22 protein-coding genes and 4 pseudogenes are annotated in these 24,133 nt (G+C 68.8%); 11 read left to right on the top strand and 15 right to left on the bottom strand.

Going from position 1 to position 24,133, the window contains the following annotated elements; all coding sequences use genetic code 11:
- Positions 1–551: 551 nt before the first annotated feature.
- Positions 552–1,436, bottom strand: coding sequence for a helix-turn-helix transcriptional regulator (locus GQF42_RS02065; protein WP_199273016.1), 885 nt, complete (start codon positions 1,434–1,436; stop codon positions 552–554).
- Positions 1,437–1,476: 40 nt separating this feature from the next.
- A complete protein-coding gene (locus GQF42_RS02060) occupies positions 1,477–2,298 on the bottom strand; it encodes an SDR family oxidoreductase (RefSeq protein WP_119987691.1) in 822 nt (273 codons plus the stop codon).
- Positions 2,299–2,635: 337 nt separating this feature from the next.
- Between GQF42_RS02060 and GQF42_RS02055 the strand changes: the two genes are divergently transcribed.
- The gene (locus tag GQF42_RS02055) at positions 2,636–4,024 is read left to right on the top strand and encodes an IS1380 family transposase (protein WP_158917100.1); all 1,389 of its coding nucleotides are present in this window, start codon (positions 2,636–2,638) and stop codon (positions 4,022–4,024) included.
- Between the two features lie 162 nt (positions 4,025–4,186).
- Here GQF42_RS02055 and GQF42_RS02050 read toward each other — a convergent pair whose 3' ends face one another.
- Entirely contained in the window at positions 4,187–4,687 is a 501-nt protein-coding gene (locus GQF42_RS02050; RefSeq protein WP_233273187.1) for a GNAT family N-acetyltransferase, read from the bottom strand.
- Positions 4,688–4,891: 204 nt separating this feature from the next.
- Complete coding sequence (locus tag GQF42_RS02045; protein WP_158917097.1) at positions 4,892–5,488, bottom strand: TetR/AcrR family transcriptional regulator; 597 nt, start codon at positions 5,486–5,488, stop codon at positions 4,892–4,894.
- A 66-nt stretch (positions 5,489–5,554) separates the two neighbouring features.
- Between GQF42_RS02045 and GQF42_RS02040 the strand changes: the two genes are divergently transcribed.
- Positions 5,555–6,430: an SDR family oxidoreductase gene (locus tag GQF42_RS02040; protein ID WP_233273186.1), complete on the top strand. Its 876-nt coding sequence runs from the start codon at positions 5,555–5,557 to the stop codon at positions 6,428–6,430.
- Here the strand turns inward: GQF42_RS02040 and GQF42_RS47140 are convergent.
- On the bottom strand, positions 6,414–6,887 hold the full coding sequence (locus GQF42_RS47140; RefSeq protein WP_325100280.1) for a P-loop NTPase family protein: 474 nt from the start codon (positions 6,885–6,887) through the stop codon (positions 6,414–6,416). The genes GQF42_RS02040 and GQF42_RS47140 overlap by 17 nt on opposite strands.
- Before the next feature lie 187 nt (positions 6,888–7,074).
- Here GQF42_RS47140 and GQF42_RS02030 point away from each other — a divergent pair, with 187 nt between their 5' ends.
- A complete protein-coding gene (locus GQF42_RS02030) occupies positions 7,075–7,350 on the top strand; it encodes a hypothetical protein (RefSeq protein WP_158917095.1) in 276 nt (91 codons plus the stop codon).
- Between the two features lie 81 nt (positions 7,351–7,431).
- Here the strand turns inward: GQF42_RS02030 and GQF42_RS45470 are convergent, their stop codons facing one another.
- From GQF42_RS45470 to GQF42_RS02020, 3 genes are all read right to left on the bottom strand, one after another.
- Entirely contained in the window at positions 7,432–8,250 is an 819-nt protein-coding gene (locus GQF42_RS45470) for a zeta toxin family protein (RefSeq protein ID WP_233273185.1), read from the bottom strand.
- Positions 8,184–8,612, bottom strand: a complete 429-nt coding sequence (locus GQF42_RS45465; RefSeq protein ID WP_233273184.1) for a zeta toxin family protein — start codon at positions 8,610–8,612, stop codon at positions 8,184–8,186. The genes GQF42_RS45470 and GQF42_RS45465 overlap by 67 nt, the downstream gene beginning before the upstream one ends.
- Before the next feature lie 91 nt (positions 8,613–8,703).
- On the bottom strand, positions 8,704–9,960 hold the full coding sequence (locus GQF42_RS02020) for a helix-turn-helix domain-containing protein (RefSeq protein WP_158917093.1): 1,257 nt from the start codon (positions 9,958–9,960) through the stop codon (positions 8,704–8,706).
- Between the two features lie 227 nt (positions 9,961–10,187).
- Here GQF42_RS02020 and GQF42_RS02015 point away from each other — a divergent pair, with 227 nt between their 5' ends.
- The 3 genes and pseudogenes from GQF42_RS02015 to tpg (GQF42_RS02005) all read left to right on the top strand — a co-directional run.
- A complete protein-coding gene (locus GQF42_RS02015; protein WP_158917091.1) occupies positions 10,188–10,457 on the top strand; it encodes a hypothetical protein in 270 nt (89 codons plus the stop codon).
- Between the two features lie 201 nt (positions 10,458–10,658).
- Positions 10,659–12,248: pseudogene (tap, locus tag GQF42_RS02010) on the top strand (telomere-associated protein Tap); the annotation flags it as partial.
- Positions 12,249–12,263: 15 nt separating this feature from the next.
- Positions 12,264–12,825 (top strand): annotated as a pseudogene (gene tpg / locus GQF42_RS02005) (telomere-protecting terminal protein Tpg); the annotation flags it as partial.
- A 269-nt stretch (positions 12,826–13,094) separates the two neighbouring features.
- Here tpg (GQF42_RS02005) and GQF42_RS02000 read toward each other — a convergent pair.
- Positions 13,095–13,568, bottom strand: a complete 474-nt coding sequence (locus GQF42_RS02000; RefSeq protein ID WP_158917089.1) for a hypothetical protein — start codon at positions 13,566–13,568, stop codon at positions 13,095–13,097.
- 181 nt (positions 13,569–13,749) lie between these two features.
- On the opposite strand from GQF42_RS02000, the pseudogene tpg (GQF42_RS47525) reads away from it, so the two are divergent.
- From tpg (GQF42_RS47525) to GQF42_RS45455, 3 genes and pseudogenes are all read left to right on the top strand, one after another.
- Positions 13,750–14,118, top strand: a pseudogene (gene tpg / locus GQF42_RS47525) (telomere-protecting terminal protein Tpg); the annotation flags it as partial.
- Positions 14,119–14,176: 58 nt separating this feature from the next.
- A complete protein-coding gene (locus tag GQF42_RS45460; RefSeq protein ID WP_233273183.1) occupies positions 14,177–14,341 on the top strand; it encodes a hypothetical protein in 165 nt (54 codons plus the stop codon).
- 213 nt (positions 14,342–14,554) lie between these two features.
- Complete coding sequence (locus tag GQF42_RS45455; protein WP_233273182.1) at positions 14,555–15,136, top strand: hypothetical protein; 582 nt, start codon at positions 14,555–14,557, stop codon at positions 15,134–15,136.
- A gap of 193 nt (positions 15,137–15,329) precedes the next feature.
- Here the strand turns inward: GQF42_RS45455 and GQF42_RS01985 are convergent, their stop codons facing one another.
- From GQF42_RS01985 to GQF42_RS01975, 3 genes are read right to left on the bottom strand one after another with little or no spacing between them, the layout of a single operon-like run.
- Positions 15,330–16,712 (bottom strand): sensor histidine kinase, encoded by a 1,383-nt coding sequence (locus GQF42_RS01985; RefSeq protein WP_158917087.1) that lies wholly within the window; start codon positions 16,710–16,712, stop codon positions 15,330–15,332.
- Positions 16,709–17,386 (bottom strand): response regulator transcription factor, encoded by a 678-nt coding sequence (locus tag GQF42_RS01980; protein ID WP_158917085.1) that lies wholly within the window; start codon positions 17,384–17,386, stop codon positions 16,709–16,711. The genes GQF42_RS01985 and GQF42_RS01980 overlap by 4 nt, the downstream gene beginning before the upstream one ends.
- Positions 17,387–17,389: 3 nt before the next feature.
- Entirely contained in the window at positions 17,390–19,552 is a 2,163-nt protein-coding gene (locus GQF42_RS01975; protein WP_158917083.1) for an MMPL family transporter, read from the bottom strand.
- Positions 19,553–19,745: 193 nt separating this feature from the next.
- Here GQF42_RS01975 and GQF42_RS45450 point away from each other — a divergent pair.
- Positions 19,746–19,841 (top strand): annotated as a pseudogene (locus tag GQF42_RS45450) (type I methionyl aminopeptidase); the annotation flags it as partial.
- 812 nt (positions 19,842–20,653) lie between these two features.
- Here the strand turns inward: GQF42_RS45450 and GQF42_RS01960 are convergent.
- The 3 genes from GQF42_RS01960 to GQF42_RS01950 form a co-directional block, all read right to left on the bottom strand.
- Positions 20,654–21,430: an alpha/beta fold hydrolase gene (locus GQF42_RS01960; RefSeq protein ID WP_158917081.1), complete on the bottom strand. Its 777-nt coding sequence runs from the start codon at positions 21,428–21,430 to the stop codon at positions 20,654–20,656.
- 134 nt (positions 21,431–21,564) lie between these two features.
- A complete protein-coding gene (locus tag GQF42_RS01955) occupies positions 21,565–22,464 on the bottom strand; it encodes an aldo/keto reductase (RefSeq protein ID WP_158917079.1) in 900 nt (299 codons plus the stop codon).
- Entirely contained in the window at positions 22,461–23,327 is an 867-nt protein-coding gene (locus GQF42_RS01950; RefSeq protein ID WP_158917077.1) for a helix-turn-helix domain-containing protein, read from the bottom strand. Before GQF42_RS01950 ends, GQF42_RS01955 begins: the two co-directional genes overlap by 4 nt.
- A 421-nt stretch (positions 23,328–23,748) precedes the next feature.
- Between GQF42_RS01950 and GQF42_RS01945 the strand changes: the two genes are divergently transcribed.
- Positions 23,749–24,072, top strand: coding sequence for a hypothetical protein (locus tag GQF42_RS01945; protein ID WP_158917075.1), 324 nt, complete (start codon positions 23,749–23,751; stop codon positions 24,070–24,072).
- Positions 24,073–24,133: the final 61 nt, after the last annotated feature.

Raw genomic sequence — 24,133 nt, 5'->3', positions numbered from 1 at the left:
CCCGACCAGCACACATCCACAAGATCGTGTTACGAGTTCAAAGGAGTCAAGGGCTTCGTCGTCTTGCCCCGCCGTTGGAAAGTCGAGCGCACGATCGGCGGGTGCATGAACGCCCGCCGCAACGCACGCGACTGCGAACGTCTGCCAACTCCGAAGCCCACCTGAACTGGGCACTCATCACCATGATGACCCGACGCCTGACCCGCAAAAGCCACCGCACCAGCCAGTGGACGAAGTCTGGGTGACCGAAGTCAAGGGAGCATCGCTCAGCCCGGATCCACCGGCTTGATGCCGGTGGATGGTTCACCCAGAAACGAAGAAGTGCCTTGCGACCTGCGATGATGGGGTTTCTCTAGGACCACATCAGGCACGATCGACAAGGCACTTCCGAGATGCAGTCTTCCCATGCCGCGGCGGCGGTCTCATCCGCGTTCGATGATCCGAACCTGATGGTGTACGGCGGGCTGGAGCCGGTGGTGCGGCTGGCCGAGCGGTGTGGTCTGCCCGCGCTGGTCGGGGAAACGGACCCTAGTACGGCTGAAGGGGTTGGACTATCCGTTGTGTGCTTCGAGCTCGGTCGCCAGCGTCTGTTGGGTGGCCGCCCACGACGCCAAGAGCGCCAAATTGTCAGCGGTCGGTGTGCCCGCGGGTGCGGTGTAGATGTTGAGGTACAGGCCGGGTTCGGCGGGCAGTTCCAGGGACTCGACGTCCAAGTCGAGCTGGCCCACGGCCGGATGGTGCATACGCTTACGGCCGGACCGGTGCAGCCGCACGTCCTGAGATGCCCACCGCTGCCGAAATAGCTCACTGCACGTTGACAGTTCGCCGACCAGGGCGATCAGCTCCTCGTCGTGCGGATTGCGGCCGGCTTCCATGCGCAGCTTCGCAGCCACGGCACCGGCGACTTGGTCGTAGTCAACAAAAAAATCTCTGGCCGCCTCGGGCTTCAGATAGACGAACCGCGCTGTGTTCGCAGGCCGTCGCGAATCGGCCAGCACCGGCGAATACAGCGCGCGAGCGAGTTGATTCATGGCGAGCACGTCATAACGGCCGTTACCGATCCAGGCCGGCGCATCGGAGATCGCGTCGAGCACCTGCTGCAGCGTCGAGCGCACCGCCACGGCAGGCATGCGCTGGCGTGGGCTGCGGGGCGCCCTCGATTGGCGCGCGAGGTGGAACAGGTGGTCGCGCTCGGCCTCGTCGAGTTGCAGGGCAGAGGCCAACGCGTCGAGCACTCCGTCGGAGGCACCGGCGAGGCTGCCGCGCTCCATGCGCACGTAGTAGTCGACCGATACCCCCGCGAGCAGCGCGACCTCCTCGCGGCGCAGACCTTTGACCCGGCGGTTGCCGCCGTAAGCGGGCAGGCCCGCCTGCTCGGGTGCGATGCGGGCGCGACGCGAGCTGAGAAACTCCCGGATCTCGGTGCGTGGATCCATCGTGGCCATCTCCGTACCATAGGCCCGTTCGCCGTACTAGTCAGTGGCCCATGACGGGGGGAGTACCCGTTGCAGTCGTCGCGGTGCCGCCATCTACCGGGATGATGGCGCCCGTGAGGTAGGACCCAGCCCGGCTGGCGAGAAACACAGCGGCACCCGCCATGTCGTCGTCGCGGCCGAGCCGGCGCAGTGGGGCCGCCGCCGCGATCTTGTCGCCGATGGCATCGAGCGTGGCCCCCATCATCTGCGACGGGAAGACTCCCGGTGCTACCGCGTTCACCGTGACGTGCTGTGGACCCAGCTCCCGGGCAAGCACTCTGGTGAGCTGATGGAGAGCCGCTTTGCTGCTGGCGTACGAGTAGGTGGGCGCCTGGGCGACGTGAATGGCGGCGATACTGCCGATGTTGATGATCCGTGCCGGATCATCGGCGGTTCCCGCCCTGCGAAGTGCGGGAAGCAGTGCCTGCACCAGCCAGAACGGCGACTTGAGGTTGAGGTCGAGCACTGCATCCCAGGCCTCGTCCGGGAACGTCTCCAGCGGCTCGCTACGCATCGCTCCCGCGTTGTTGACGAGGATGTCCAGGCGTTCCGAGTCGGCCATGACGAGATCAGCGAGGCGCTGGCACTCGTCGTGCCTGGACAGGTCGGCGGGAATTGCCTGGACGTCGCCGAATTCGGATAGCAGCTGCTGTGCCTCCGCGCACGTGTCCGCATTACGTGAGCTGATGACGACGCGGGCGCCCGCCTGGAGAAGGCCGCGCGCAATCATCATCCCAATGCCCTTGGTGCCGCCAGTGACAAGTGCGTACTTCCCACTCAGATCGAAAAGTTCCGCGTGAGTGGTGAATTGATTGTCCGTCATTGGTATCCGTTCCTTCTGTCGTGTCAGAATGCGCCGACACGGTCACGCATTCGGGGCAGCAGCTGAATTGAGCTGACGGAGGTAAATCTGCAGTGCGTGTCCATGAAGTGCTGTCGGCGCTTTCGACTCACGCCAGGCTGACAGGCGTTGTGCACATCTGGGAGGCCCTGGTGATACAGGTACTGTCAGAACCCCCCTTTCCTGGTGCGCTGAGCCCGGATCACCCCGGCTTGATGCCGGCGGATGGTTCACCCAGAAACGAAGAAGTGCCTTGCGACCTGCGATAATGGGGTTTTTCTAGGACCACATCAGGCACGATCGACAAGGCACTTCCGAGATGCGATCTTCCCATGCCGCGGCGGCGGTCTCATCCGCGTTCGATGACCCGAACCTGATCGCGTACGGCGGGCTGGAGCCGGTGGTGCGGCTGGCCGAGCGGTGCGGTCTGCCCAAGCTGGCCGGCGAGCACGTCCGGCTGCCCGCCTCGAAGGACGGCACCGGCGCCTTCCCAGCGGCGAAACTGATGTCGCTGGTGGGCGGCATGGCCGCGGGCGCCGACAGCATCGACGACATGGACCGGCTGCGGCACGGCGCGATGGGCCGCCTGTTCACCGGTGTGCGGGCCCCGTCCACGCTGGGGTCGTTCCTGCGCTCCTTCACCCACGGGCATGTGAAGCAAGTGCACGCCGTGGCCCGCCGGTTCCTGCACGAACTGGCCCGTCACACCCCGCTGCTGCCCGGCGCGGACCAGGCCGCATACGTGGACATCGACGACACCATCCGCCGCACCCACGGCTACGCCAAACAGGGCGCCGGCTACGGATACAGCAAGGTCAAGGGCCTGAATGCACTGCTCGGCGTCGTCTCCACACCCCTGTCCGCCCCCGTGATCGCTGCCACCAGGCTGCGTAAGGGACCCGCGAACTCGGCGCGCGGGGCGGCAGCGTTCGTCGCTGAGACCATCCGCACCGCACGCGCCTGCGGCGCCAGCGGCCTGCTGGTGCTGCGGGCGGACTCCGCGTTCTACGGCGCCGACGTCATCAACGTCTGCCGGGCCCTGGGTGCCCGCTACTCCATCACCATGCGGATGAACGCCTCTGTCAAGGCCACCATCGCTCGCATCGACGAGGACGCCTGGACACCGATCAAATATCCCCAAGCGGTCTGGGACGATGAGGGCCAGTGCTGGATCTCCGACGCCGAGATAGCCGAGATCCTCTACACCGCTTTCACTTCCAAGCCGAAGAAACAGCAAGTTACCGCCCGACTGATCGTGCGCCGCGTCAAACGCCTGAGCGCCGGCACCGTCCCCGCCGGACAGGGCACGCTCTTCGATACCTGGCGCTACCACGCCGCGTTCACCGACTCCCCGCTCGCCGTGAGGGATGCCGAGCGTGATCACCGCCGGCACGCTGTCGTCGAGCAGGTGATCGCCGATGTCAAGAACAGCGGCTTCGCCCACGCGCCGTCCGGTCATTTCCAGGCCAACGCCGCGTGGCTCGCCCTGGCGGCCCTGGCACACAACCTGACCCGCGCCGTCGGCGCCCTGGCCTCCGCGTTCCATGCCAGGGCGACCACCGCCACCATCCGTGACCGCCTGATCAACGTGCCCGCCCGCCTGGCCCGCTCCGCCCGCCGCCTCACCCTGCACCTGCCCGAGCGCTGGCCCTGGAGCGAGGACTTCACCCAGCTGTTCAGCACGGTGCATGCACCGCCAGCCCTCTGACGCTCCCTGACCGACCTGCCCGAAAGGGCCCGAGACCTGTGGACAGAGTGGAAGAGCTGGGCAGACCAGCGGCCACCCCATGCCCGAAACCGCAACTCAGCCCCAACACGGCCTGCACGACCCCGAAACGATCAACCGGGAATCAAGCCGGTGGATCCGGGCTCAGTCGACCGTGTCGACGAAGCCCATCTTCCGGTTCATGGCAATCGCGCTCGCGTTGGCCGGATGATGAAAGGTGCGGACCCTGCTCGCTCCGCACTCCTCTATGAAAGCCATCCCGAATGTCTTCATGGCAATCGAGATACCCCGGCCTCGATACCCGGCTCTCACACCAGTCATCTCGTTGAACATGAAACTCTCATGCCTCGACGTCGCCGCCATACCGACCCAAGCCTCGCCGTCCAAGGCGATCACGACGCCCCGCGGGTCGTAGGACGCCACCTCGAAGCGCCGCTCGACATACTCATCAAAAGAGTAGAACTCTCCCCTTTCCGGTATATCGGCCGCACACTCCTTGTTGAGCTCATACAGCGCCCTACGATGCTCCGGCGTGTCTCCCAGATCCGCGAGAGTCATGAAGCGCAAGCCCCGGGACTGACACTTCGTCACATACTGCTCGAAGCGGTCCTGATCGAATCCGGCAACGTCAAGTTCGAGTTTCACCCAATGACCAGCCACAGCTGCCTGCCCTTCCGCTGAGCTCTGCCAGGCCCATCCTGCTGGCAGTCCTCAACCTGTGTCAGTGGCCAGTTCACATTCCCCACCGTCGGCCACCTGACGGGGAGTCGCCTGGCCGTGGCCCCGTCACCTTCCGTGACCACTGGATCGGGGTCAAAATCGGAGGGAGACCAGGGCCTCCTCCGCCTGTCACTCCAGTTGGTTGAATGCCTCGTCTGCGTCGGCTACGGCCTCGGGGTGAACGTCGCTGGCGGTTCGACCGTCGGCGATCTTCTGCCAGTTGGCCCGGGCGAGCACCCGCTGTATCGCGAGCACCTGAGCGGCTTGCACGTGTGCCTGGATGCCTTCGCCGAGGGCGTCCGCCAGTGCCTCTTCGTCCTCGAGCTGGTACCGCGTGAGTCGTCCCGCCAGGCTCGGTGTGGAGAACACCAGCCGATGGAAGGCCACCACCTGCGGGTGGTCGTTGAGGCCGGTGACGGGGTCGTAGCGGTCGAGGGCGGCCTGAAAGTGCCGGCGCAGCGCTGTCACCGGCTTGATACCGGACTCGCGGCCACGTACGACGCGGGCCGCCTCGCCCTGATGGTTCGCGAAGCGGTGCAGTACCAGGTCTTCCTTGGTGGGGAAGTACCGGAAAAGGGTCGGCTTGGAGATCTCGGCTGCCGCGGCGATCTCATTGACCGAGACGCGGTCGAAGCCGTGCTCCAGGAACAGCGATACGGCCGCGTCGGCGATGGCGTCGCGTGTCCGCTCCTTCTTGCGGGCCCGCAGACCCGTCGACTCGCTCATCTGACCACCATAACATCCATCATTACTAGGTTGCTTTTTTAACCGAGTTACGTTTTCATGGGCGGCATGAGCAAGACAGACAGTCCCCCCGTGCTCGTGACCGGGGCGACGGGCCGGATCGGCCGCGCCGTCATCGACCAACTCCTCGACGCGGGCGTGCCGGTCCGCGCCCTCACCCGTCGTCCGGAGGCAGCTGCGACACTGCCGACGAACGTGGAGGTCTTCACCGGCGACCTCACCGCGCCCGACTCGCTCGACCCGGCATTGAAAGGCGCCGGCGCGGTCCTCCTCGTCTGGACCGCTCCGCCCCAGACCGCCGCCGAAGTCGTGGCGCGCCTGGCAGCCCACGTGCGGCGGGTCGTCTTCCTCTCCTCCCCGCACCAGACGCCGCACCCCTTCTTCCAGCAGCCCAATCCCATGGCGGACCTGCACGCCGGCATCGAGCGACTCATCGCGGCCACCGGACTCGAGTCGACGATCATCCGGCCGGGGATGCTCGCATCGAACTCACTGGCCTGGTGGGCGCCCGCGATCCGCGCGGGCGAAGCCGTCCGTTGGCCGTACGGCGCCGCCCAGACGGCTCCCGTCGACGACCGCGACGTCGCAGCCGTCGCAGCACAGACGCTCCATCAGGACGGATACACAGGGGACTACGTCCTGACGGGACCCGAATCGCTGACCCAGGCCGCGCAGGTGGGCCTCATCGGCGACGCCCTGGGGCGCCGGATCGCATTCGAGGAGATGACACCAGATGAGTTCCGCAACCTGTCGCAGGGCACGGCGCCCAACTCGGTCATCGAGATGCTGCTCGCCGCGTGGAGCGCGGCGGTCGGACAGCCCGCCTACGTCACCACGGCGGTGCGCGACATCCTCGGGACTGCGCCGCGAACGTTTCGCCAGTGGGCCGCCGACCATGGCAGCGCGTTCACGAAGGATTCGTAAGTTCGCCGGCGCGGCCTACGTCCCGGACCTCCGCCTCGGCGGCATGCCGGGCGCGCGGGCACGGGAAGCTCGTACCGACAGGAAGCGACACGCCCCGAACCAGCAACCGAGCCCCCGCAGCTGGCGTCACGGTCTGTGACAGAACTTCCCCGTGTGCCACTTCAACTGGCCGTTGGGACGGGCGCTGGCCGGCATCGTCGAGAGCCGCCTCGAGCTTGCAGGACAAGGTTGTTTTGCCGATCCCGCCGACGCCGTGCAGGACGATCACGTTGTTCCGCGACGCGTCGAGATCTTCGACGTCGAAGGCGGGGGAGGAGATCCGCCGTGGGTGCTCGGCGAGCGCGTCGGCCACCAGGTCCCACTGCGCCTGCCGGTTGGTGAACGCCTCTTCCGCCGTCACCGTGCGGTCGTTCGTACTGAACAGGGCCCTCAGATCACGGCCGCCGGTCACGTCCACCCCCGATAGATGATCACTTGGGCTCCACCTATGCCCCACTTGGCGCTCTTGGGGAAGCATCCCCCGGATGGTGCGGGGCGCGAAGGTGCCGACTCGACAGACGCGAAAGGTCGCGGCACTGTGCCACCGGAATCGGCCAGGGAGACAATGGCCGTTTCCCATCAAGATCAACACGAAGGTGGTGTACGTGTCCGACATCCCCAGCCCCGACTTCTCCGGCCTGGAGGGCGGCGAGGAGCAGGCGGCGGAGGACGCCGTCCAGGAGGTGGCGAACTGGTACATCGCCCAGATCATCACGGAACGCCGCGCAGCGGTGCCCGACGAGGAGCGGATCGAGCAGCTCAAGGCCGGCCGTGAGGCCGCGCTCGCCGACCGGGTGCAGCTGGCGACCGCCGGTACGGAGGAGGCGTCCCAGATCGCCGCCGGCTACGCAGCCCGGCTGAAGGAGCTCAAGGAGTCGTAGCCCCGGTTCCTGCGCAGTACGGGCAGGGGCCCCCGGGCGGGTGCGGCCGGTCGATCCGGGCCGGCTGCGTCCCGGGCGGCATCAGGGGCCGGGCGAGCGCGGCGATGTCGTCCAGCTCGGCCCGGTGCCGGGGCAGCGCCCGGCGCAGCGCCTGGTGGAGCCGGAGGAACGCGATGGCCTCCTGCTCGGTGTACGGGCGCAGGCGTTCCGCAGCCAGTGCTCACGACGCCTGGCCGGAGCGGCGGATTCGTGGCGGAGCAGGGCTTGTCCGTCCCTGCGGATCACGGTGATGGCCGCGATCTGCGGGTGGCGTTCGGCGGCGGCGTCGATTTCGGCGAGCGCGTGGAAGCAGGTGTCGTGCCCGGAGCGGCTCGTGAATCGGCCGGTGCCGCCGATCTGCAGCGCCCGGGCGTAGCGCAGTGCGGTGGCGAGCCGGCTGTCGGCCTCGCGCACGGCCAGGACGACGAGTTCGACCGGGTAGCCGTCGGCCGCGTACGGCAGGGCGCTGTCGAGGAACTCCTTCACGCTGCCGGCGGCACCTTCGATCAGGACGTCGCCGCGCCGACGGCGTACGTACTCCTCGGCCTGGGCGAACCAGGCGCGGGAGTCGGCGCGGATCGCCGCGTCGGCGTTGCGGGGATCGTCACGCAGCAGCTGGAAGTAGTCGGGGTGCGAGGCCTTGAAGTCGTCGCCGACCAGCCGGGTCGTGCCGGCCCGCATCGCGCGCCGGACGAGCCTGGCGGCCAGCAGCTTGCCCGCGCCGGGCTGGCCCAGAACATAGACGGCGCGCGGATCGTCGCGGGAGACGACGTGTGCCAGCACCGTCGGGTTGATCAGCTCGTCGAAGATCCAGCGGTGTTCGGTGTCCGACAGCCGGTGATACGCGACCCCGGGCGGCACCGACGTGGGCTGTGCAGTGCGGCGGGCTCGGACCAGGCAGCTGCGCGCTCGCTATCGCGCTGTAGGACCAAGCGCCGGTCCTCGTCCTCGAGTTCCGCGTGCACGAGTCTGTCGGTGTGCGCGAGTTCACGGCGGAAGACGGAGGTCTCGGGAGCGGTCCACGGCCGTGACCGCTCCCTTCGCACCACCCTTTCCGCCGCAGGCCGCCGCAGGCCGCCACTCTGAGTGGTGCGCTCGTTGGTGTACAGAACGGTGCCGTCACGCCGGACGATGGTGATCCGCTCGGCGAGCTCCTCGGCCTCGATGACGGCCAGGGTGCTCAGCATGTTCTTCGCGCAGGTGTCGTGGTTCTCCCACGACACGGCCCCCGTCCTATCTCTGACCCCAGCCGCAAACCAACCGCGGGATAGCTCTGGGCGTTCAGGTCTCGCGGGCGGGAGTGGAACCCGGGACTCAGGTGCCGTCGGGTTGGGTCCACATGGTGGCGAGAACGGTGAGGCCTTGTTGCTGGCTGCCGGGTTTGGCGGTGACCTTGAACCAGGCCAGGGATCCCTGGCTGGTGATGAGGCAGTAGGCCGATCCGATTGTGATCTTGCTGAGGGGCAGGGTGTGCGGCAGGCCGTGCTGGTTGGCGTCGTTCAGGCATGCGCCCGGGCCGGGTTCTTGGGACGAGGATGTCCCCCATGTCTTGGCATTCGACGTGATGTTGGCGGGGTCGCCGCATGCCGTCTGCACGGTCAGATCGTCCAAGGCCCCGCTCAAGGCGTCGCCGCTCCCTTCATAGCCTCTCGGCGGGTCGAAGTCCATGGAGGCGAGCTGGCACGCGATCCCCTCGACCGGGGGCATGGTGATGGAAGTGTCGTGGTAGTGCATCGTCCACTGGCCCGCGCTGGCCGAGGACTGGGCGGCCGTCGCGGCACTGCTCGTAGCGGACGAGGTGGCCGATGAGGCGGAAGTGGTGGGGGCCGGCTGTGTGTGATGGCCTTGCGCAGTGGCGGAGGGTGTCTGTGGGCGCAGGGCGATGATGCCGAGGAGGGCGAGCGCAGCGGCCAGGGCGGTGGCCAGGACCCACTGAGTGATCCGGGCGCGATTGCGCTGGTGGGAGGGGTGTTCCCCGGGGGGAACGGTCGGTGGCGGGGCGATGGCCGCCTGTTCGTCGTCCAGGGGGAGGCGTTGTTCGAGTTCGTCGATCCGGCGTTGCACGGTGGCTTGTTCGGCCTCAAGTTCGGCGCGTCGGCGGATGAGCTCGGCGCCCTCGCGGCGCAGCTGCTCTTCATCTTCCGGTCGCACCGGCTCTCCGGCCGCCAGGCGGGTCTGTAGGTGTTCGTTGCGGGCCTGGAGGTCGGCGGCCTGCATGTACAGACCGGTGACCTGTGCGTTGAGGTCATCGATCCGCACTTCCAGCTCGAACAGTTCGGCCAGGCTGCCGTTGCGTCCGTTCCTGGGTCCGAGGGCCTTGCGGTACCAGTCGTAGGTGTCCTGCTGGTCCTGCGGGGTCAGCGGGGGCTTACCTCGGCGGGCGACCTCCCGCAGGAGGGTGTCTACATAGACCTTGCGCGGCAGGTGGCCGCCTAACTCGTAGCGGTTCAGGGTCGACGGGTTGTAGGTGTGCTTTTGGGCGTAGGCCCGCTGGGTCAGGCCGGTGCGTTCCCGAAGTTCACGCAGTTTCTCCCCGAGCCGTCTGGCCGCCTCCGGGGAGCCGTCCGGCACCTCGTCACCCGCCGGCCTGGCCGGCACGTCGGGCACCCACCGTTCGCCGCCGCCCAGCTCGTTTCCCCTCCGCTGGTCAGACACCGTTTTCCCCCCAGAGATCAAGCCGAACCGAAAAGTTCCCCGTCGTGAAATCACGGTCCCCGGGAGGGGACTGCAGCCTCGCAGGTCACGGTATCGCCAGGCCCCGAACCGAGGGCGAACATCGTTCCGATTGGATTTGGCTCATGCCCGCCATCCTCCGCCTGGCCGGCCTCCCGGCCCGAAGCCTCATCGCCCTGCTCAGCGCCATCCTCCTGCTGCCGATCATCCTGGCCAGCCTCCCGGCCCTGCTGGTGATGTCCTTCACCACCGACGGTCCGGCCCGCTGCCAGACCATGACCGAGCAGATCATCACCTGGTCCCGCATCCTGCTGGTCACCCGTCCCGACGAACGCTCCACCCCGCCCCGGGGAACTCGCAGGGACGGCTCCGGCACAGGCCGCCGCCGGGTATGAGCACGGGCCCGCAGCGCAGCGTCGCCCACAGTCCCGCCCAGTAGGCCAGCACTCCAACCACCAGCCCTTGTTGGCCACCAGGGACCAGTCACCGTCCACCAGCCTCCATCAGCCCCGGAGCGGTTCAGACCATTCCTGCCGCATGCCCCGCCTCTTCTCGCTCCCGGCCTCACTCGTTCGGCTTAACCAGGCGCCGGCGACACTACAGGCCCGGCCCCGGAAGCTGCGGCCATCACTGAACACGAGACCCCTCAGACCGCCACCGCTCCCGCAACCTGCGTCGAGGAGGCCGTGCCGCGCCCGGCGAGCACCGCCAGGAGCACGTCGACGTCGCGCCGTCCGGCCGCGAAGAGGGCAGCCTCGGCCGGGGCTTCGGCGGGCGGCACCGATGCACGGTTCGCCAACGGCCCGCTCGCCGTCGTCGACGTCGAAGACGGTCAGGTGCTGGCGTACTGCGTCGGCGGTCTGGTCCTGGAGGTGCCCGCCAAGAGCCTGCCGTCCTTGGTGGACTGGACGCTGAAGGAGACGAGGCTCGGGCAGCCGAAGCTGTCCGGGCCCGGGAAGCCGGCCGACCCGCTGCTCGTGCTCACTGAGGCCGCCTTGGAGCGCTACGGCCTTCCGGTCCCCGACCCATGCTTCTGAGCCGGATGCCGAAGGCAAGCGGCACCCCGAGCACAACCCCGGCTCGCTGGGCAAGGACCCCGTCGACTGCGCTCCGTGCGAGGCGCCCGACGGGCACCCGGTCCTGGTGAACTTGCCGCGCTTCCACGTCCGCGGTCCCGGGGAGAGAAGCTTCTCGAGGAGGCATACGACTGGGCACGCCCGCTCACCGACGCCGAATGCCTGCGCCGCAACCTGGTCGGCATCGACGTCAACATGGCCTTCGCCGCAGGCGCCAACGGCCTGATCGTCGGCCTCGGTGGGCCAACCCACGTCAAGAACCCGGCGTTCGATCCGAAGCTGCCCGGCTCCTGGCTGGTCGACCTCTCCCACGTCGACCTGTCCCGCGTGAAGACGGGCAAGGAGTGGGTGGAGCTGGACGACGCGCTGCTGCCCAGCCCGTTCACGCCGAAGGGCGACTACCCGGAGGGCTCGGCCTGGTACGCGACGCCGACCGTCGCCTATGCGGTGGAGCTAGGTTACGAGGTGCGCCCTCTGGAGGCGTGGGTCCGGTACGAGAACGGCCGTTACCTGGACGGCTGGTACGGCCGGCTGCGCGATGCCTACCTCGCCACGATGGCCGACCTCGGCGTCGGCGCTGACCTGGCGCCGGAAGAGTTCCTGGCGGCGATGGACGGGTACCGCGACCGCGACCCTCAGCTGGCGATCGTCGTCTCGGCGATCAAGGCGACGGTGAAGGGCGGCCTGGGCAAGCTGCGCGAGCGTCCGCGCGGCGAGGGCTGGAAGCCCGGACAGCCGTGGCGGGCACTCGGCCGCCCGACCTGGCGGCCCGACATCCGTGCGGTCGTGACCTCCCGGACCCGGATCAACCTGCACCGCAAGCTGGTCAAGCACGCGGCGTTCACCGGGCAGTACCCGGTCGCGATCCTGTCCGACTGCGTCGTGTACGCGGTCGACGGCGAATCGCCGCTGGACTTCCTGCCGTACCGGGAGGGCAAACCGCTGCCCGGCGGCTTCAAACTCGGGGTGAACCCCGGCCTGGTCAAGCACGAGGGCACGCAGACCACGCTGTGGGGCGAGGGCGTTCGCAAGCAGTTCCAGGCCCCGGAGCTCAACCTCGCCCGGTACATCAAGGACGGCACCGTCACCGACGCCGACAACGGAGAGTAGCGGAGTAGGCAGGCGATGGCCAAGGAGTTCGGGGACGGCCTGGACAAGGCGGTCGCAGAAGGCGTTCACCCGTCCCGCGCCCAAGTCCGCGGGCGCGCAGATGCGGTACCTGGTCAAGCAGCTCAAGGGCACCAAGGCTGTCGCCCAGATGCTGCGGGTCTCCCAGCGCACAGTGGAGCGGTACGTGAAGGACCAGCTCAAGAAGCCGCGCCCGGACCTCGCCGCGCGCCTGGAGCGTGAGGTGAAGGCCCGTTGGCAGCCGCAGATCCGGGCCAAGGCCAGGGAGAAGACGGCGACGACCGGCGGCATCGTCATCGACGTCCACGCCCGCCTCGGGTACGCCGGGGCGCCGATGGAGACGACGGATGAGGACCGCATCCGGTACCTCACCGTCGCCCTGCCCCCGCAGTACGCCGCACGGCTCTTCGACGCCCAGCAACGGGGAGCCACCGACGACCGGCTGCGCGAGCTCACTGCCGAAGCACTCAAGGAGGTCTACTTCCAGGACGGCGGCCGCCGCGCCGGCTCTCTCCAGGAAGTCCAGATCAACGACGTGCTGGACCTGGAGTTCGCGCTGTTGCAGGCCGCGCCCCGAACAGCCCGCGAGCCCCGGCCCGCGCAGGTCCGGGGCTCGCTCGCGTATCCGCGGGGGCGGAGGTTCAGCACGCGGTGCCGTGCCCAACGAGGGCGACGCGCCCGGGTCACCGGCTCAGTGTGCGGGGCCGGGCAGGACGCCGTGACTGAGCGCCCCAGGTGGCCACTGAGTGCTTCAGTTGGCCACTCCGACACTCAGCGTCGACCCTGTTTGCACCGGGAGCCCGTACGAACTCGGCAGAGGAGAATCCTTCATTCGCGTGCCTCTGCCTCAGCATGACTCCCCTCTACAGCAATCCGCTGCACAAGTTCGTCGAGCTGACCTGCGATGATCATCCTTCGGCGCTCCAGCAGATTCCTGTAGACGGTCAGCGGTACGGCTTCTCCCCTGGATGCTGCCTGTGTCAGTGCAAAGCGGGCCTCGACCTCCAATGCCAGGTAGGCCCTGCTGCGTGCGTGAGCTGCTCGCTGATGCACCTCCGGCTTCAGGAAGGCGATAGCGGCACTGAGTCCCGCGCTGACCAGCGCCAGTACGGCCGCTGGGACACGGGCGTCTGTTGAAGAGAGCCCCGTTGCGCCCGAAATCCCGGCCAGCACGGCGGCTGGCAATCCGAGCGCGGCATGGGTGAACCGCCAGAACCGCCGGCGGAAGCGGTTCTTCCGGGCGTGTTCTGCGCACTCTGCCTGAAGGTCGGCGACCTGACTCCCCACGACGTCATCTGCCATGGAGCGAGCCTGCCACCTGGTGCCCCCGTCTGAACGGTGTATCCCTATTGTGATCGCCACTCCGCGGCCAACCATGGCGCTCAGAGTGGCCAACTGCAGCGCTCAGTCACAGACGCCACGGGCGACTCGGAGCTCCCGGGCCTGGAATCTGTCCACAGGCGATCCGTGATCCCTAGAAGGTATGAACGACCACGAGCAACAGCAGCCGGCCCCACACCGCGGCAAGGTCCTGGAGGCCCTCGCACGGGCGGAGCGGAAGGTCTTCACCCGACCCGCGCCGAAATCCGCAACGGCACAGGTGAAATTCCTCCTCACGCGGGCGAAGGGATCCACCAAGGCCCTGGCGGAGCGCCTGGGCGTCTCGCGCCGAACGGTGGAGCGCTACCGCGCCGGGACGTTGACGACCCCGCAGAAGCGGCTCCGGGCCGCCCTGGTGGACGAGACGGAATCCGAGTGGCAACCGCAGGTCGGGACACAGGTGCGGGAGCAGGCATCCACTTCCAGCGGGATGATGGTGGACGTGACGGCGTACTTCGGATTCACGTGGTCGGGCAGCTCGGACGACGGCCGCATCCGCACCATCACCACCCCGATCTCGCCCCACCTATGTGAGGCAGATCCTGGAGCTCCAGGAGGCCGGGGCGACGGAGGAGGACCTGCATCCGATCGTCGCGGAGGCCATCACCGAGTCGTATTTCACGGAATGGGGCACCCGGGCCGATGGTCTGCGTGCGGATTTCACGCACGTCCAGTCCATGGATTTCCAGTTCTGACACGGCCGAATTGAGGGCCTGCTGTAAACCGTATTCGGTGGGCCGTCGTACAGCGCTCTGGCGGCGGCCCACTCCGAATGCACCCCACGAATGCGAGGCCGATGATGACCCCGGCCTGGCCGCCCCGGCGCACTACGCCCCGTCCGTTCGCCCCGCGAGCCGGTCGACCCCGCCCACATCGGCCGCCGCGTCGTACGGCGGCGGGCGAAGGGGATGGACGCCGGCGCCGTCACGGCGGCCCTCGAGGACGCCCGGTCGAAGCCCGGCACGACTCGCGACACGAGGGCCTGGCCGACGACGTCCGCGGCCCGGCGGAGCTTGCGGAGTGGCAGCGCATCGCGCAGCTGCTCGACGCCGCAGAGCCGGGCACCGCCTACGACCCGGACGCCGACCGTCGTCCAGGCCGAGCTCGTCGCCGACGCCGCGGCCGCCGCCAGGGAAGCCGCGCTCCGCGAGACAGCGCGGATCGCGGCCCGCGCCGATGAGCTCCAGGCGCTGCGCGAGCTCGGCGCACTGGAGCAGACCGAGCCCCGCGACGGGGACGAAGCCGTACGCAACGAACTGACCCGGCGCGCGGGCGGGTACGTCCAGACCGACGTCGACTCCTGGCTCGCCCACGCCCTCGCCACGCACCTCGGGCACTACCGCGACCCGGCCGCCCGCGAGGCCGCCGCCGGCCTTCTCACCCCGTCGGCTCGAGGACTACGGCGCGCCGAACGGCACCTACATGATCCCGTCCACCCGCCGCCTCTTGTGGGGACACATCTGACCCGAATCCGCGAGTACAGAACTTGAAAGGTCAGGGGCTGTCACGGCGGTTCGGCCTCCAGCGAGAGGCCGGTCCGTGCCAAGAAACCATCGATCAGGTCGGGCCGATACTGCATACGCTTGAGCCGGTTCTCCACGAGACTCTTGACCTGCGGCTTCACGATGCACACCGCTCAATGGGCAACAGGGTCACCCGTGCCTTCAAACGCTACGCTTCAGGTCAGCGTGGCAGGGTTACCACGGCGCGCGTTCCGCCGCCTTCGGTCTCGGTGAGCGTGAGCGTGCCGCCGTGCGCCGTGGCGATCTCCCGGGCGATGGGCAGCCCGAGCCCGGCGGAGCGGGTGCCGTGTCCCCGGTCGGCGTCGAGGCGGACGAAGCGGTCGAAGACCCGCTCGCGTTCCTCGACCGGGATTCCCGGTCCGTCATCGCCGATCTCGACCCGGATGCCGTCCGGTTCGACCCCCGCCGTGACGGACACCCTCGTCCGCGCGTACCGGGCGGCGTTGTCGATGAGGTTGCGGAACAGCCGGGACAGGTCCTCAGGGTTACCGGTCACCGTGGTGTGCGCCGGTACCGCGAGCTCGATCTCCAGGTGCGGCGCCGTGGTTGTCGCCCGGATCTCGGCGAGCAACGTGGACAGGTCGGCGGTTTGCCGGCGCGCGGCCAGCTTTCCGGCGTCGGCCCTGGCCAGGGCGAGGAGCTGGGAGATCAGCGCTTCGAGGCGTTCGGTCTGCCGGGCGGCCCGTGAGGCGATGTCGGGCCAGGGTGCGCGGTCGGGGTGTGCGAGTCCGACCTCGAGGGCGGTGCGGATGGCCGTCAGGGGGCTGCGGAGTTCGTGGCTGGCGTCGGCGACGAAGCGGCGTTGCCGTGCGGCGGAGTCGTCCAGCCGGGCGAGCATGTCGTTCATGGTGCGGGCCAGGTGGCCGATCTCGTCGTCGGTACCGGGCTCGGGGACGCGCTGGGACAACTCGGCGGCGGTGATGGCGGTGGCGGTGCGCCGGATCTGCTCCACCGGCCGCAGCGCGCGGCCGACCACCCACCACACGGTGCCGCATGCCACCAGGAGCGTGCCCGGCACGCCGATGACGAGCAGCCGGGCGAAGGTCTCGTCGACCTGGTCGCGTTGGTTGGTGGCAGTCAGGGTGATGACGGTGACCGGTCGACCGCCGACCTTGGTGTGCTCGCCGAGGACGGTGAGCTCGCCCGGAAGGACGCCGTCGGCGGCTTTCTGCCGAACCGGGGTCGTGGCATCCGCCGCAAGCGTGAACACAGCCGGTCTGCCGGCCAGATTGCGTGTCGAGGCGATGACGGTCCCGTCCGGCGCAAGGACCTGGGACTGGGCCTGCGCGTCGAGCACCGACGGCGGCAGTGGCTGCGGGAACGCCCCGCCGGTGGCCGACTGCTCGATCTGGACTGCGTAGGTGCGCAGTTGCCCGGCGATGGTGCGCTTGGCCTGGCCGACCTGCAGCAGGTACATCACGAGGAGCCCAATGATGACGGCCGCGGTGAGCGCGAGACCGGCGATGACCGTGACGCGGGTCCGCACGGTGCGAGGGCGCGCGCCGTGTGCCAGACGGCGCCAGGCGCGCGCAGGCCCGGTCATGGTTCCTCGCTTCTGATGACGTATCCCTTGCCGCGCACGGTCTCTATGACGGTCGGCCCGCTCGGCCTCTCGATCTTGCGCCGCAGCCGGTGCACGAGGACCTCGACGATCGCCGGGTCGCCGGTGGAGTGGGCGTCCCAGCAGTGTTCCAGCAGTTCGGCCTTGGAGATGACGGAGCCCTTGCGCCGCAGCAGGTACTCCAGCACGGCGGCCTCCCGGCCGGTCACCTCCAGGGGCGCACCGTCGCGGGTCACGGTGCGTCCGGCGGGGTCCAGTGCCAGGCCGGCGGCGATGAGCACCGCCGGCCTGGCACCGAGGGTGCGTCGGGTCAGGGAGCGCAGGTGGGCGAGGAGGACCGGGTAGGAGAACGGCTTGGAGAGGTAGTCGTCCGCACCGGAGTCCAGCCCCTCGGCGTGGTCGAGGTCGTCGTCCATGGCGGTGAGCATCAGGATCGGCGTCCAGCGCTCGCGCTCGCGCAGGCGCTTGGCCACCTGGTACCCGTCCAGGCCGGGCAGCATGACGTCCAGCACGATGACGTCGTAGGCGTTCTCCGTCGCCATCCACAGCCCATTCGTGCCGTCGTCCGTCGCGTCGACGACGTATCCCTCGGCCCGCAGACCCCAGACCAGGGCTTCGGCGACGTCCGGCTCGTCCTCGACCACCAGCACCCGCACGGCCTATGCCTCCCCGATCCGTTGCGGAATCGGCTCCGGACGGGCCTCGTCCGCTGACCGCGTCACCGGGAGCCGGAGCAGTCGCGAGGCCCGGTCCGGCAGCCACCAGTTCCAGTCGCCGAACAGCGAGACCAGTGCGGGCAGCAGCAGCATCCGGACCACGATAGCGTCCAGCACCACCCCGAACGCCAGGCCCATGGCGATCTCGCGCACGGTGACGTCGTTCGCCGTGGCCAGCGAGGCGAGCGCGAAGAACAGGATCAACGCGGCGGAGGTCACCAGGCGGCCGGTGCGCGACACACCCTCGATGATGCCCTCCCGCGTGGATCCGGTGCGGTCGTACCCCTCGCGGACCCTGGCCAGGATGAACACCTCATAGTCCATGGACACGCCGAACAGGAACCCGAAGATCAGCACCGGAGCAAGAGTGTCTATCGCGCCGTAGGTGGACGCGCCCCACAGCGCCTTCATGCCGATGCCGTGCTGGAAGACGATCACCAGCAGGCCGTAGGAGGCCGCCACGGACAGCATGTTGAGCAGCACGGCCTTGGCAGGTAGCAGGACCGACCGCATCCCGCGGGTCAGCAGCAGGAAGGTGACCACCGCGACCACAGCGAACAGCAGCGGGAACGAGCCGTAGGTGGCGCTGGTCTCGTCGATCTTCTGTGCGCCCTCGCCACCGGCCAGCACACCGGGTGGGACGCTGCGGCGGATGTCGGCCAGCGAGGTGCCGCCGTGGGCGCTGCCGACCTCGTGGTACGGGATCGCGATGACCATCGCGCTGCCCCCGGTGTGCCAGGCCGGTCCTGCCGGGGCTGCGGCGCCGCGCAGGCTGGAAACGGTGTCCAGGGCGTTCACGATGTTCCCCGCGTCGACGGCGTTCGGGACGTACACCGGCACCGCGGTCAAAGTCCCGGACGGGAATCCGTCGGTTTCCAGGGTGTGCAGCCCGTCGGTGTAGGCGCCGGCGCTGGCCAGTGCGTGGCTGCTCGGCGTGCTGATGTCGATGGTCGCGGCGGTGGCGGTCAGCGCGGCCAGGATGCCCAGGCCCGCGACCGCCGAAGCCACGCGGTGCTTGATCACGAACTTCGACCAGCCGGTCCAGAACCGGCTGTCCGCCTGCCGTCGCGATGCCCGCCGCGGCCAGTCCATCCGCGGCCCGATCTTGGACAGCGCCGCGGGGAGCAGCGTCAGCGCGACCAGGGTCGCGGTGGAGGGGATGAACAGCCCGGACACACCGATGCCGCGAACCATCGAGTTGGGGATGACGGTCAGCGCGAACAGGCCGAGCGAGGCCACCATTCCGCTGAACCAGACGCTGTTCCCGGCCCGCTGTACGGCCGCGCGCACCGCTTCGTCGTTGCTCTTGCCGGCCGCGCGCTCCTCGCGCCAGCGGGTGACCACCAGCAGCGAGTAGTCGATCGACAGGCCCAGGCCCAGCAGCGCCACGATGTACTGCACGGCCGGGTGGATCGGCGAGGACGACGGCATCAGGAACGTCAGCCCGTAGACGAGCAGTTGCATCGTCAGCACCGAGATCAGGGCCATAACCAGCGGCAACAGCGCCAGCAGCGACCCGAACACCCAGGCCAGGATCACCAGCGCGCCGATCGCTCCGATGATCAGCTCACCGGTGACGCTGGAGTTGCCGCCGCCGGTGGTGTTGCCGGCCTCCAGAGCCCGCAGACTGGTGCCGTGCACGGTCAGACCTGGCGCCGCGGCTGTGACAGCCCTGGTGAGGGCGTCGATCTGATCGGTGGCCATGTCGTCACCGGGCTTTGGCGGATAGGCCAGGATGATCGTGCTCGTCCCACCGTTCCCGACCAGCGTCCGACTGCCGGTCGAGGCATAGGAGACCAGGCGCAGGCTCGGCGCCGCCGTGGCGATGCCCCTGTCCACCGCCCGCAGTTTCGCCTGCGCCTGCGGCGAATTGACGGTCTGTCCGGTCGGGAGGTCCAGGACCACGACAGCGGGGTCCTGGGTCGCACCTCCGTAGCTCCGGGCGATCTGCACGTTGGCGGTGTAGCCGGGGCCGGTGACATGGGTGCCTGGTTGCAGCCGGCCCGAGAGCGACGGTGCCACCAGCATGCCCACCACCGTGATCACCAGCCAGCTGAGACCCACCACCAGCCGATGGCGGATCACCCATCCGCTCAGCTTCTCCACGATTCCCTCCCAGTGACCGGCAGCGGCGGCAGCCGCTGCTCATCTCACTGACGGAAGGTAGGGAGAGCTTCCTTACCGGACGCTTTCAGCGCCCGGCACGGACCGGCACACGCTCGTGCAGTGCCGCGTCAGGAACGGTCCCGTTCCCGGCCCGACGGCGCGCGCCTCACGGGCACGCCGACATGTCCTGCTCGCCGCCTTCGGCGCCTCCGTGCACGACGCCGAAGCGCACATCCCCGACGACCACCGCCTGCGCGACGGCGACCTGGTCAGCATCGACCGCGGAGCAGCCGCAGTGCGTCATGAGGTATGCGCCGGCGAGCATGGCCGCTCTTCCCGGTCGTCATGAAAGGCAGCACTCGGGCCGCCGCCGGCCCAGTGGGCTGCGGTGGTGTGGCTGACTTGGAAGCGTTCCGCGGCCCGCCGCAGTGGCCAGCCGTCGTCGACGACACACCGGGCCAGACGCAGCCTGCCGGTCGGAGTGAGCGGATCTGGTCGCTGCCGAGGAGAGGCTGGGTGTCCGCCTGCGGTGGCAATGCGCGAGGCTTATTTGCTGTGCGGGCGCCGCCGAGATCTCACCAGCAACCACGATGAGCTGCTCGCCCCGGACGAGCTGTACGCGGATGACACTGGGGAGGCCTTGGTCTTCCGGCACGAGAACCAGGGAGCCGTATCCTCGGAATGGGGCACCCGGGCCGATGGCCTGCGCGCGGATTTCACACACGTCCAGTCAATAGATTTCCAGTTCTGATCCGGCCGAATTAAGAGCCTGCTATAAACCATATTGTGACTGAGCGCTCGAGTTGGCGGCTGAGCATTTGAGTTGGCGGGACGGCGCGCAGGAATCAACTGGTTGTGTGATCGGGTAAGGGCAGCTCATGAGGACTGCCGAGTGGAGCTGGTCGAGGAACCGCTGAGGGAGGCCCTGCTGGCGGGCCAAGAGGGTCACCTCCGACGACTGCAAGACCCCGGCGACTGCGAAGAAGGACATCGGGGACGTGGACGAGCGGCCGCGGTGACCGTCGTGTCGGGGGGATTTTGGCCTGGCGGGCCGCCCGCTCATCCGGCAGAGTGCCTCGGACTCGGATGCAACGCTCAGCGTTACCGCTCCGGGAGACGGCGGATGAAGTCCAGGAGCAGGGTGCAGAACGCGGAGGGTTGTTCCAACGGCGCGAGGTGCCCTGCGGCGGGGATGACCGCAGCCTGGCCCGCGTCGAGGTCGCGGGCCAGTGCCTCGCCACCCTCGAAGAAGTCGGGCATGTCATGTTCACCGACGCCGACCAAGGCGGGAACGGTCAGCGTGCGCAGCGCTGCCGTTCCTTCGCCGAGCGGGTCCGCCGCCAGTGCCGGCTCGCCATGGACGAGTTGTTGGGTGAGCCTGCCGCGGAGCATACGGGCCGTGTGAGCGCGTACTTCGTCGGTCGCGCCGGCCGAGGTCCACGCCTCGACGCCAGCTGTCACCGCTGCGTCCAGGTCTCCGGCGGCCAACGCCGTCCTTTCGGCGTCCCAGGCGGCTTGCAGATGGGGGGAGGCCGGCTGGTCGTGGGGCCGGTACCCGACGAGCACCAGGCCCTCGACCCGCTCGGGGGCCGTGACCGCGGCCTGGAGCGCCACCAGGGCGCCAAGGGAGTTCCCGGCCAGGACGAAGCGGTCTGCCCCGAGGTGGTCGAGCGTGTCGAGTACATCCGTCCAGGGGGCCACTTCACGGTCTTCGGGCACGACCGCGTCGCCGTGACCGGGCAAGTCCAGGGCGATGGCCCGCACGCCCGCATCGGCGAGCAGAGGAAGGTGGGCGCCCCACATGGTGCGGTCGGTGGGACGGGCGTGCAGCAGGACCACAGGGCGGCCTCGGCCCGTCTCATCGGAGGGCAGCAGCATGGCAAGCATCTTTCTTCGGTGGGGGCGGGCAAGAGGAACAGGCGAGAGGATGGGAAAGGGGTGGGAGGCGGAACCGGGAAGGCCGCCGGCTCACGGTGTGAAGGCGAGGGAGACCTGGCTTCCCGGGGCGGCTGTCACGCCGCGGCGGTCAGTTCGTCGGTTTCCGCGTCGCTCAGCCGCAGGATCGCCGCCGCCAGGTTCTCTTCCAGGTGCGCGACCTTGGAGGTACCGGGGATGGGCAGGACGACCCCGGAGCGGGTCAGCAGCCAGGCCAGCGCCACCTGCGAGGGGCCGGCGTGGTGAGTGCTCGCGATCCGGTCGACCGGGCCACCGGGGCGAGCCAGCTCACCAGCGGCCACCGGCGCCCAGGGGATGAAGCCGATGCCGTGACGGGTGCAGTACTCCAGGACGTCGGCGGACCCGCGATCGGTGAGGTTGTAGCGGTTTTGGACGGTGGCAATTTCCACGATCGCGCGGGCCTGCTCGATCTGGCCGACGGTGACCTGGGACAGCCCGATCGCGACGATCTTGCCCTCGTCCTGGAGCCTTTTCAGCTCGCCGACCTGGTCCTCCAACGGGACCTTCGGATCGACCCGGTGCAACTGGAACAGATCGATGTGATCCACGCCAAGTCGGCGCAGACTCATCAGGGCCTGCTGCCGCAGGTACTCCGGGCGCCCGACCGGTGGCCACGCCGCCGGACCCAGGCGCACCAGTCCCCCGCCGGCCCTGATCACATCGGGTCCGTTGCGGGTCAGCCCGGCCTTGGTCGCGATCAGCACGTCGTCGCGGTAGGGATGGATCGCCTCCCGGATGATCTCCTCGCTCACATACGGTCCATAGGAGTCCGCGGTGTCGATCAACTGCACGCCGAGTTCGACGGCGCGGCGCAGCACGCGGACGCACTCCTGACGGTCGTCGGGTTCACCCCACACCCCGAGTCCGGTCAGGCGCATCGCGCCGAAACCGAGACGGGCGACTTTCTTGCCGGCTATCTCAAAGGTGCCGACGGCCTCGGCCAGTGCCGCGGTCACGATCGGAATTCTCCATCTTCCGCGGGATGGGTCTGGTTCGCCAGGGTCGCTTCCCGCTCGGACAGCCGGCCCAGCAGGATCAGGGCGTCGGCGCTGGCACTGCCAGGTTCCGCGCTGTAGACGGACAGGTGCTGTCCGGGGGCGCTGGTGACGGCGAGCGCCTCGAAGTGCAGACGTATCTCCCCCACCCCCGGGTGCCGGAAGTGCTTGTCCTCGTGCGTTCGAGGACGGACCTCGTAGCGCGCCCACAGGCCCGTGAAGGCGGGGCTGCGCACGCTCAGCTCGCCGACGACCCGCTCGATCCGCTCGTCCCGCGGGAACTGCGAGGAGGACGCCCGCAGGTTGCCCACCGCGATCCTCGCCGCGTGGTCCCAGTCGGCGTAGAACTCACGCGCGAAGGGATCGAGGAAGATCATCCGCAGCAGGTTGTCATACCGGGCGAAACCGCAATACAGCTCCCGCGCCATCGCGTTGGCCGCCAGCACGTCCTGCGCCGCCCCCACCACGAAGGCCGGCACATCACGCATGCCGTCCATCAACCGCAGCAACTCAGGAGCGACAGCCGTCGGGGCGGCCACCATCCCAACGACCGATAGAGCCAACCGGAAGAGATGGGCGGTCGCCGCGTCGTCCAGCCGCAGTGCCCCGGCGATCGCCCGCAGCACCTGCTCGGACGGGTGCCGCTCGCGGCCCTGCTCCAACCGGATGTAGTAGTCAGTGCTCATCCCGGCCAGCAGTGCCACTTCATCACGGCGCAGCCCCGGCACCCGCCGAGGCCCGTCGTCGGGTAGGCCCACATCCGCCGGTGCCACCGCCGCACGACGGGCGCGCAGGTAATCACCGAGTTCGTTCCCAATTTCCATGCCAGCCACGCTATTCGCAGACGGCCGCCGGGGCGTGGGTGCACTGCACCCACCCGGGAAGGGCCGCTTCGACGCGGACCGGTTCTGTGACCTACTGGCCGGCCTGCCAAGAGCGCACTTCGAGAGGCGGACCGCGCCGGCCGTACCCCTCCATCGCGGCCCTGCCGCCAAACAGGTCGTCGTGGACAGCAGTGCTGGACACGGTCCGGCTTGGACCGCCGACGACGCCGCCGTCAGACCCACCCGCTGCGACTCAACGAACCCAAGCCCCGACTCACACCCCCGCCATGACGCTTCACATTCGCCAACCCAAGCGCTGAGCCGACAACTCAGGCGCTCAGTCACACCTGTCTACGGCCGCCTAACCACGACGCGGCGGCAGGAAATCCGTCACCGTTGCCGCGACGATCGGGAGGCTCGTGTGAGCACCCCCGTTCCCCGATCCCGCCGTCTGCGTGTCCCGGCGCCCGGCGCGGCCACGCCCCGTCAGCCGGTCGACTGGGCGAAGGTCGGCCGCCGCTCGGTCCGCTGGCGCGCCACCGGTATGACCGCCACCGAGGCCGCGGCCGCGCTCGAGGAAGCCGTGATGAACTTCCAGAATCGGACATCCCCCGGTGGGCAATCGATCGCTGGTCGGATGCAGCCGCACGTTTTTCTCTCCATCGTGGAGATGAAGAATGGTCGGTGCAAGACCTTCTTTACTCCTTTGACCCAGGTCAACGTGCCTGGAAATGGTGGGATGTAACTCGCGCTGCAGGAAATGTGATCCAAGTATGGGTCGACTCCGGCGGTGAACCTGTCTATGG

The organism is Streptomyces broussonetiae, assembly GCF_009796285.1.
GTDB lineage: Bacteria > Actinomycetota > Actinomycetes > Streptomycetales > Streptomycetaceae > Streptomyces > Streptomyces broussonetiae.
This window is presented reverse-complemented; position numbering and strand designations above follow the sequence as displayed.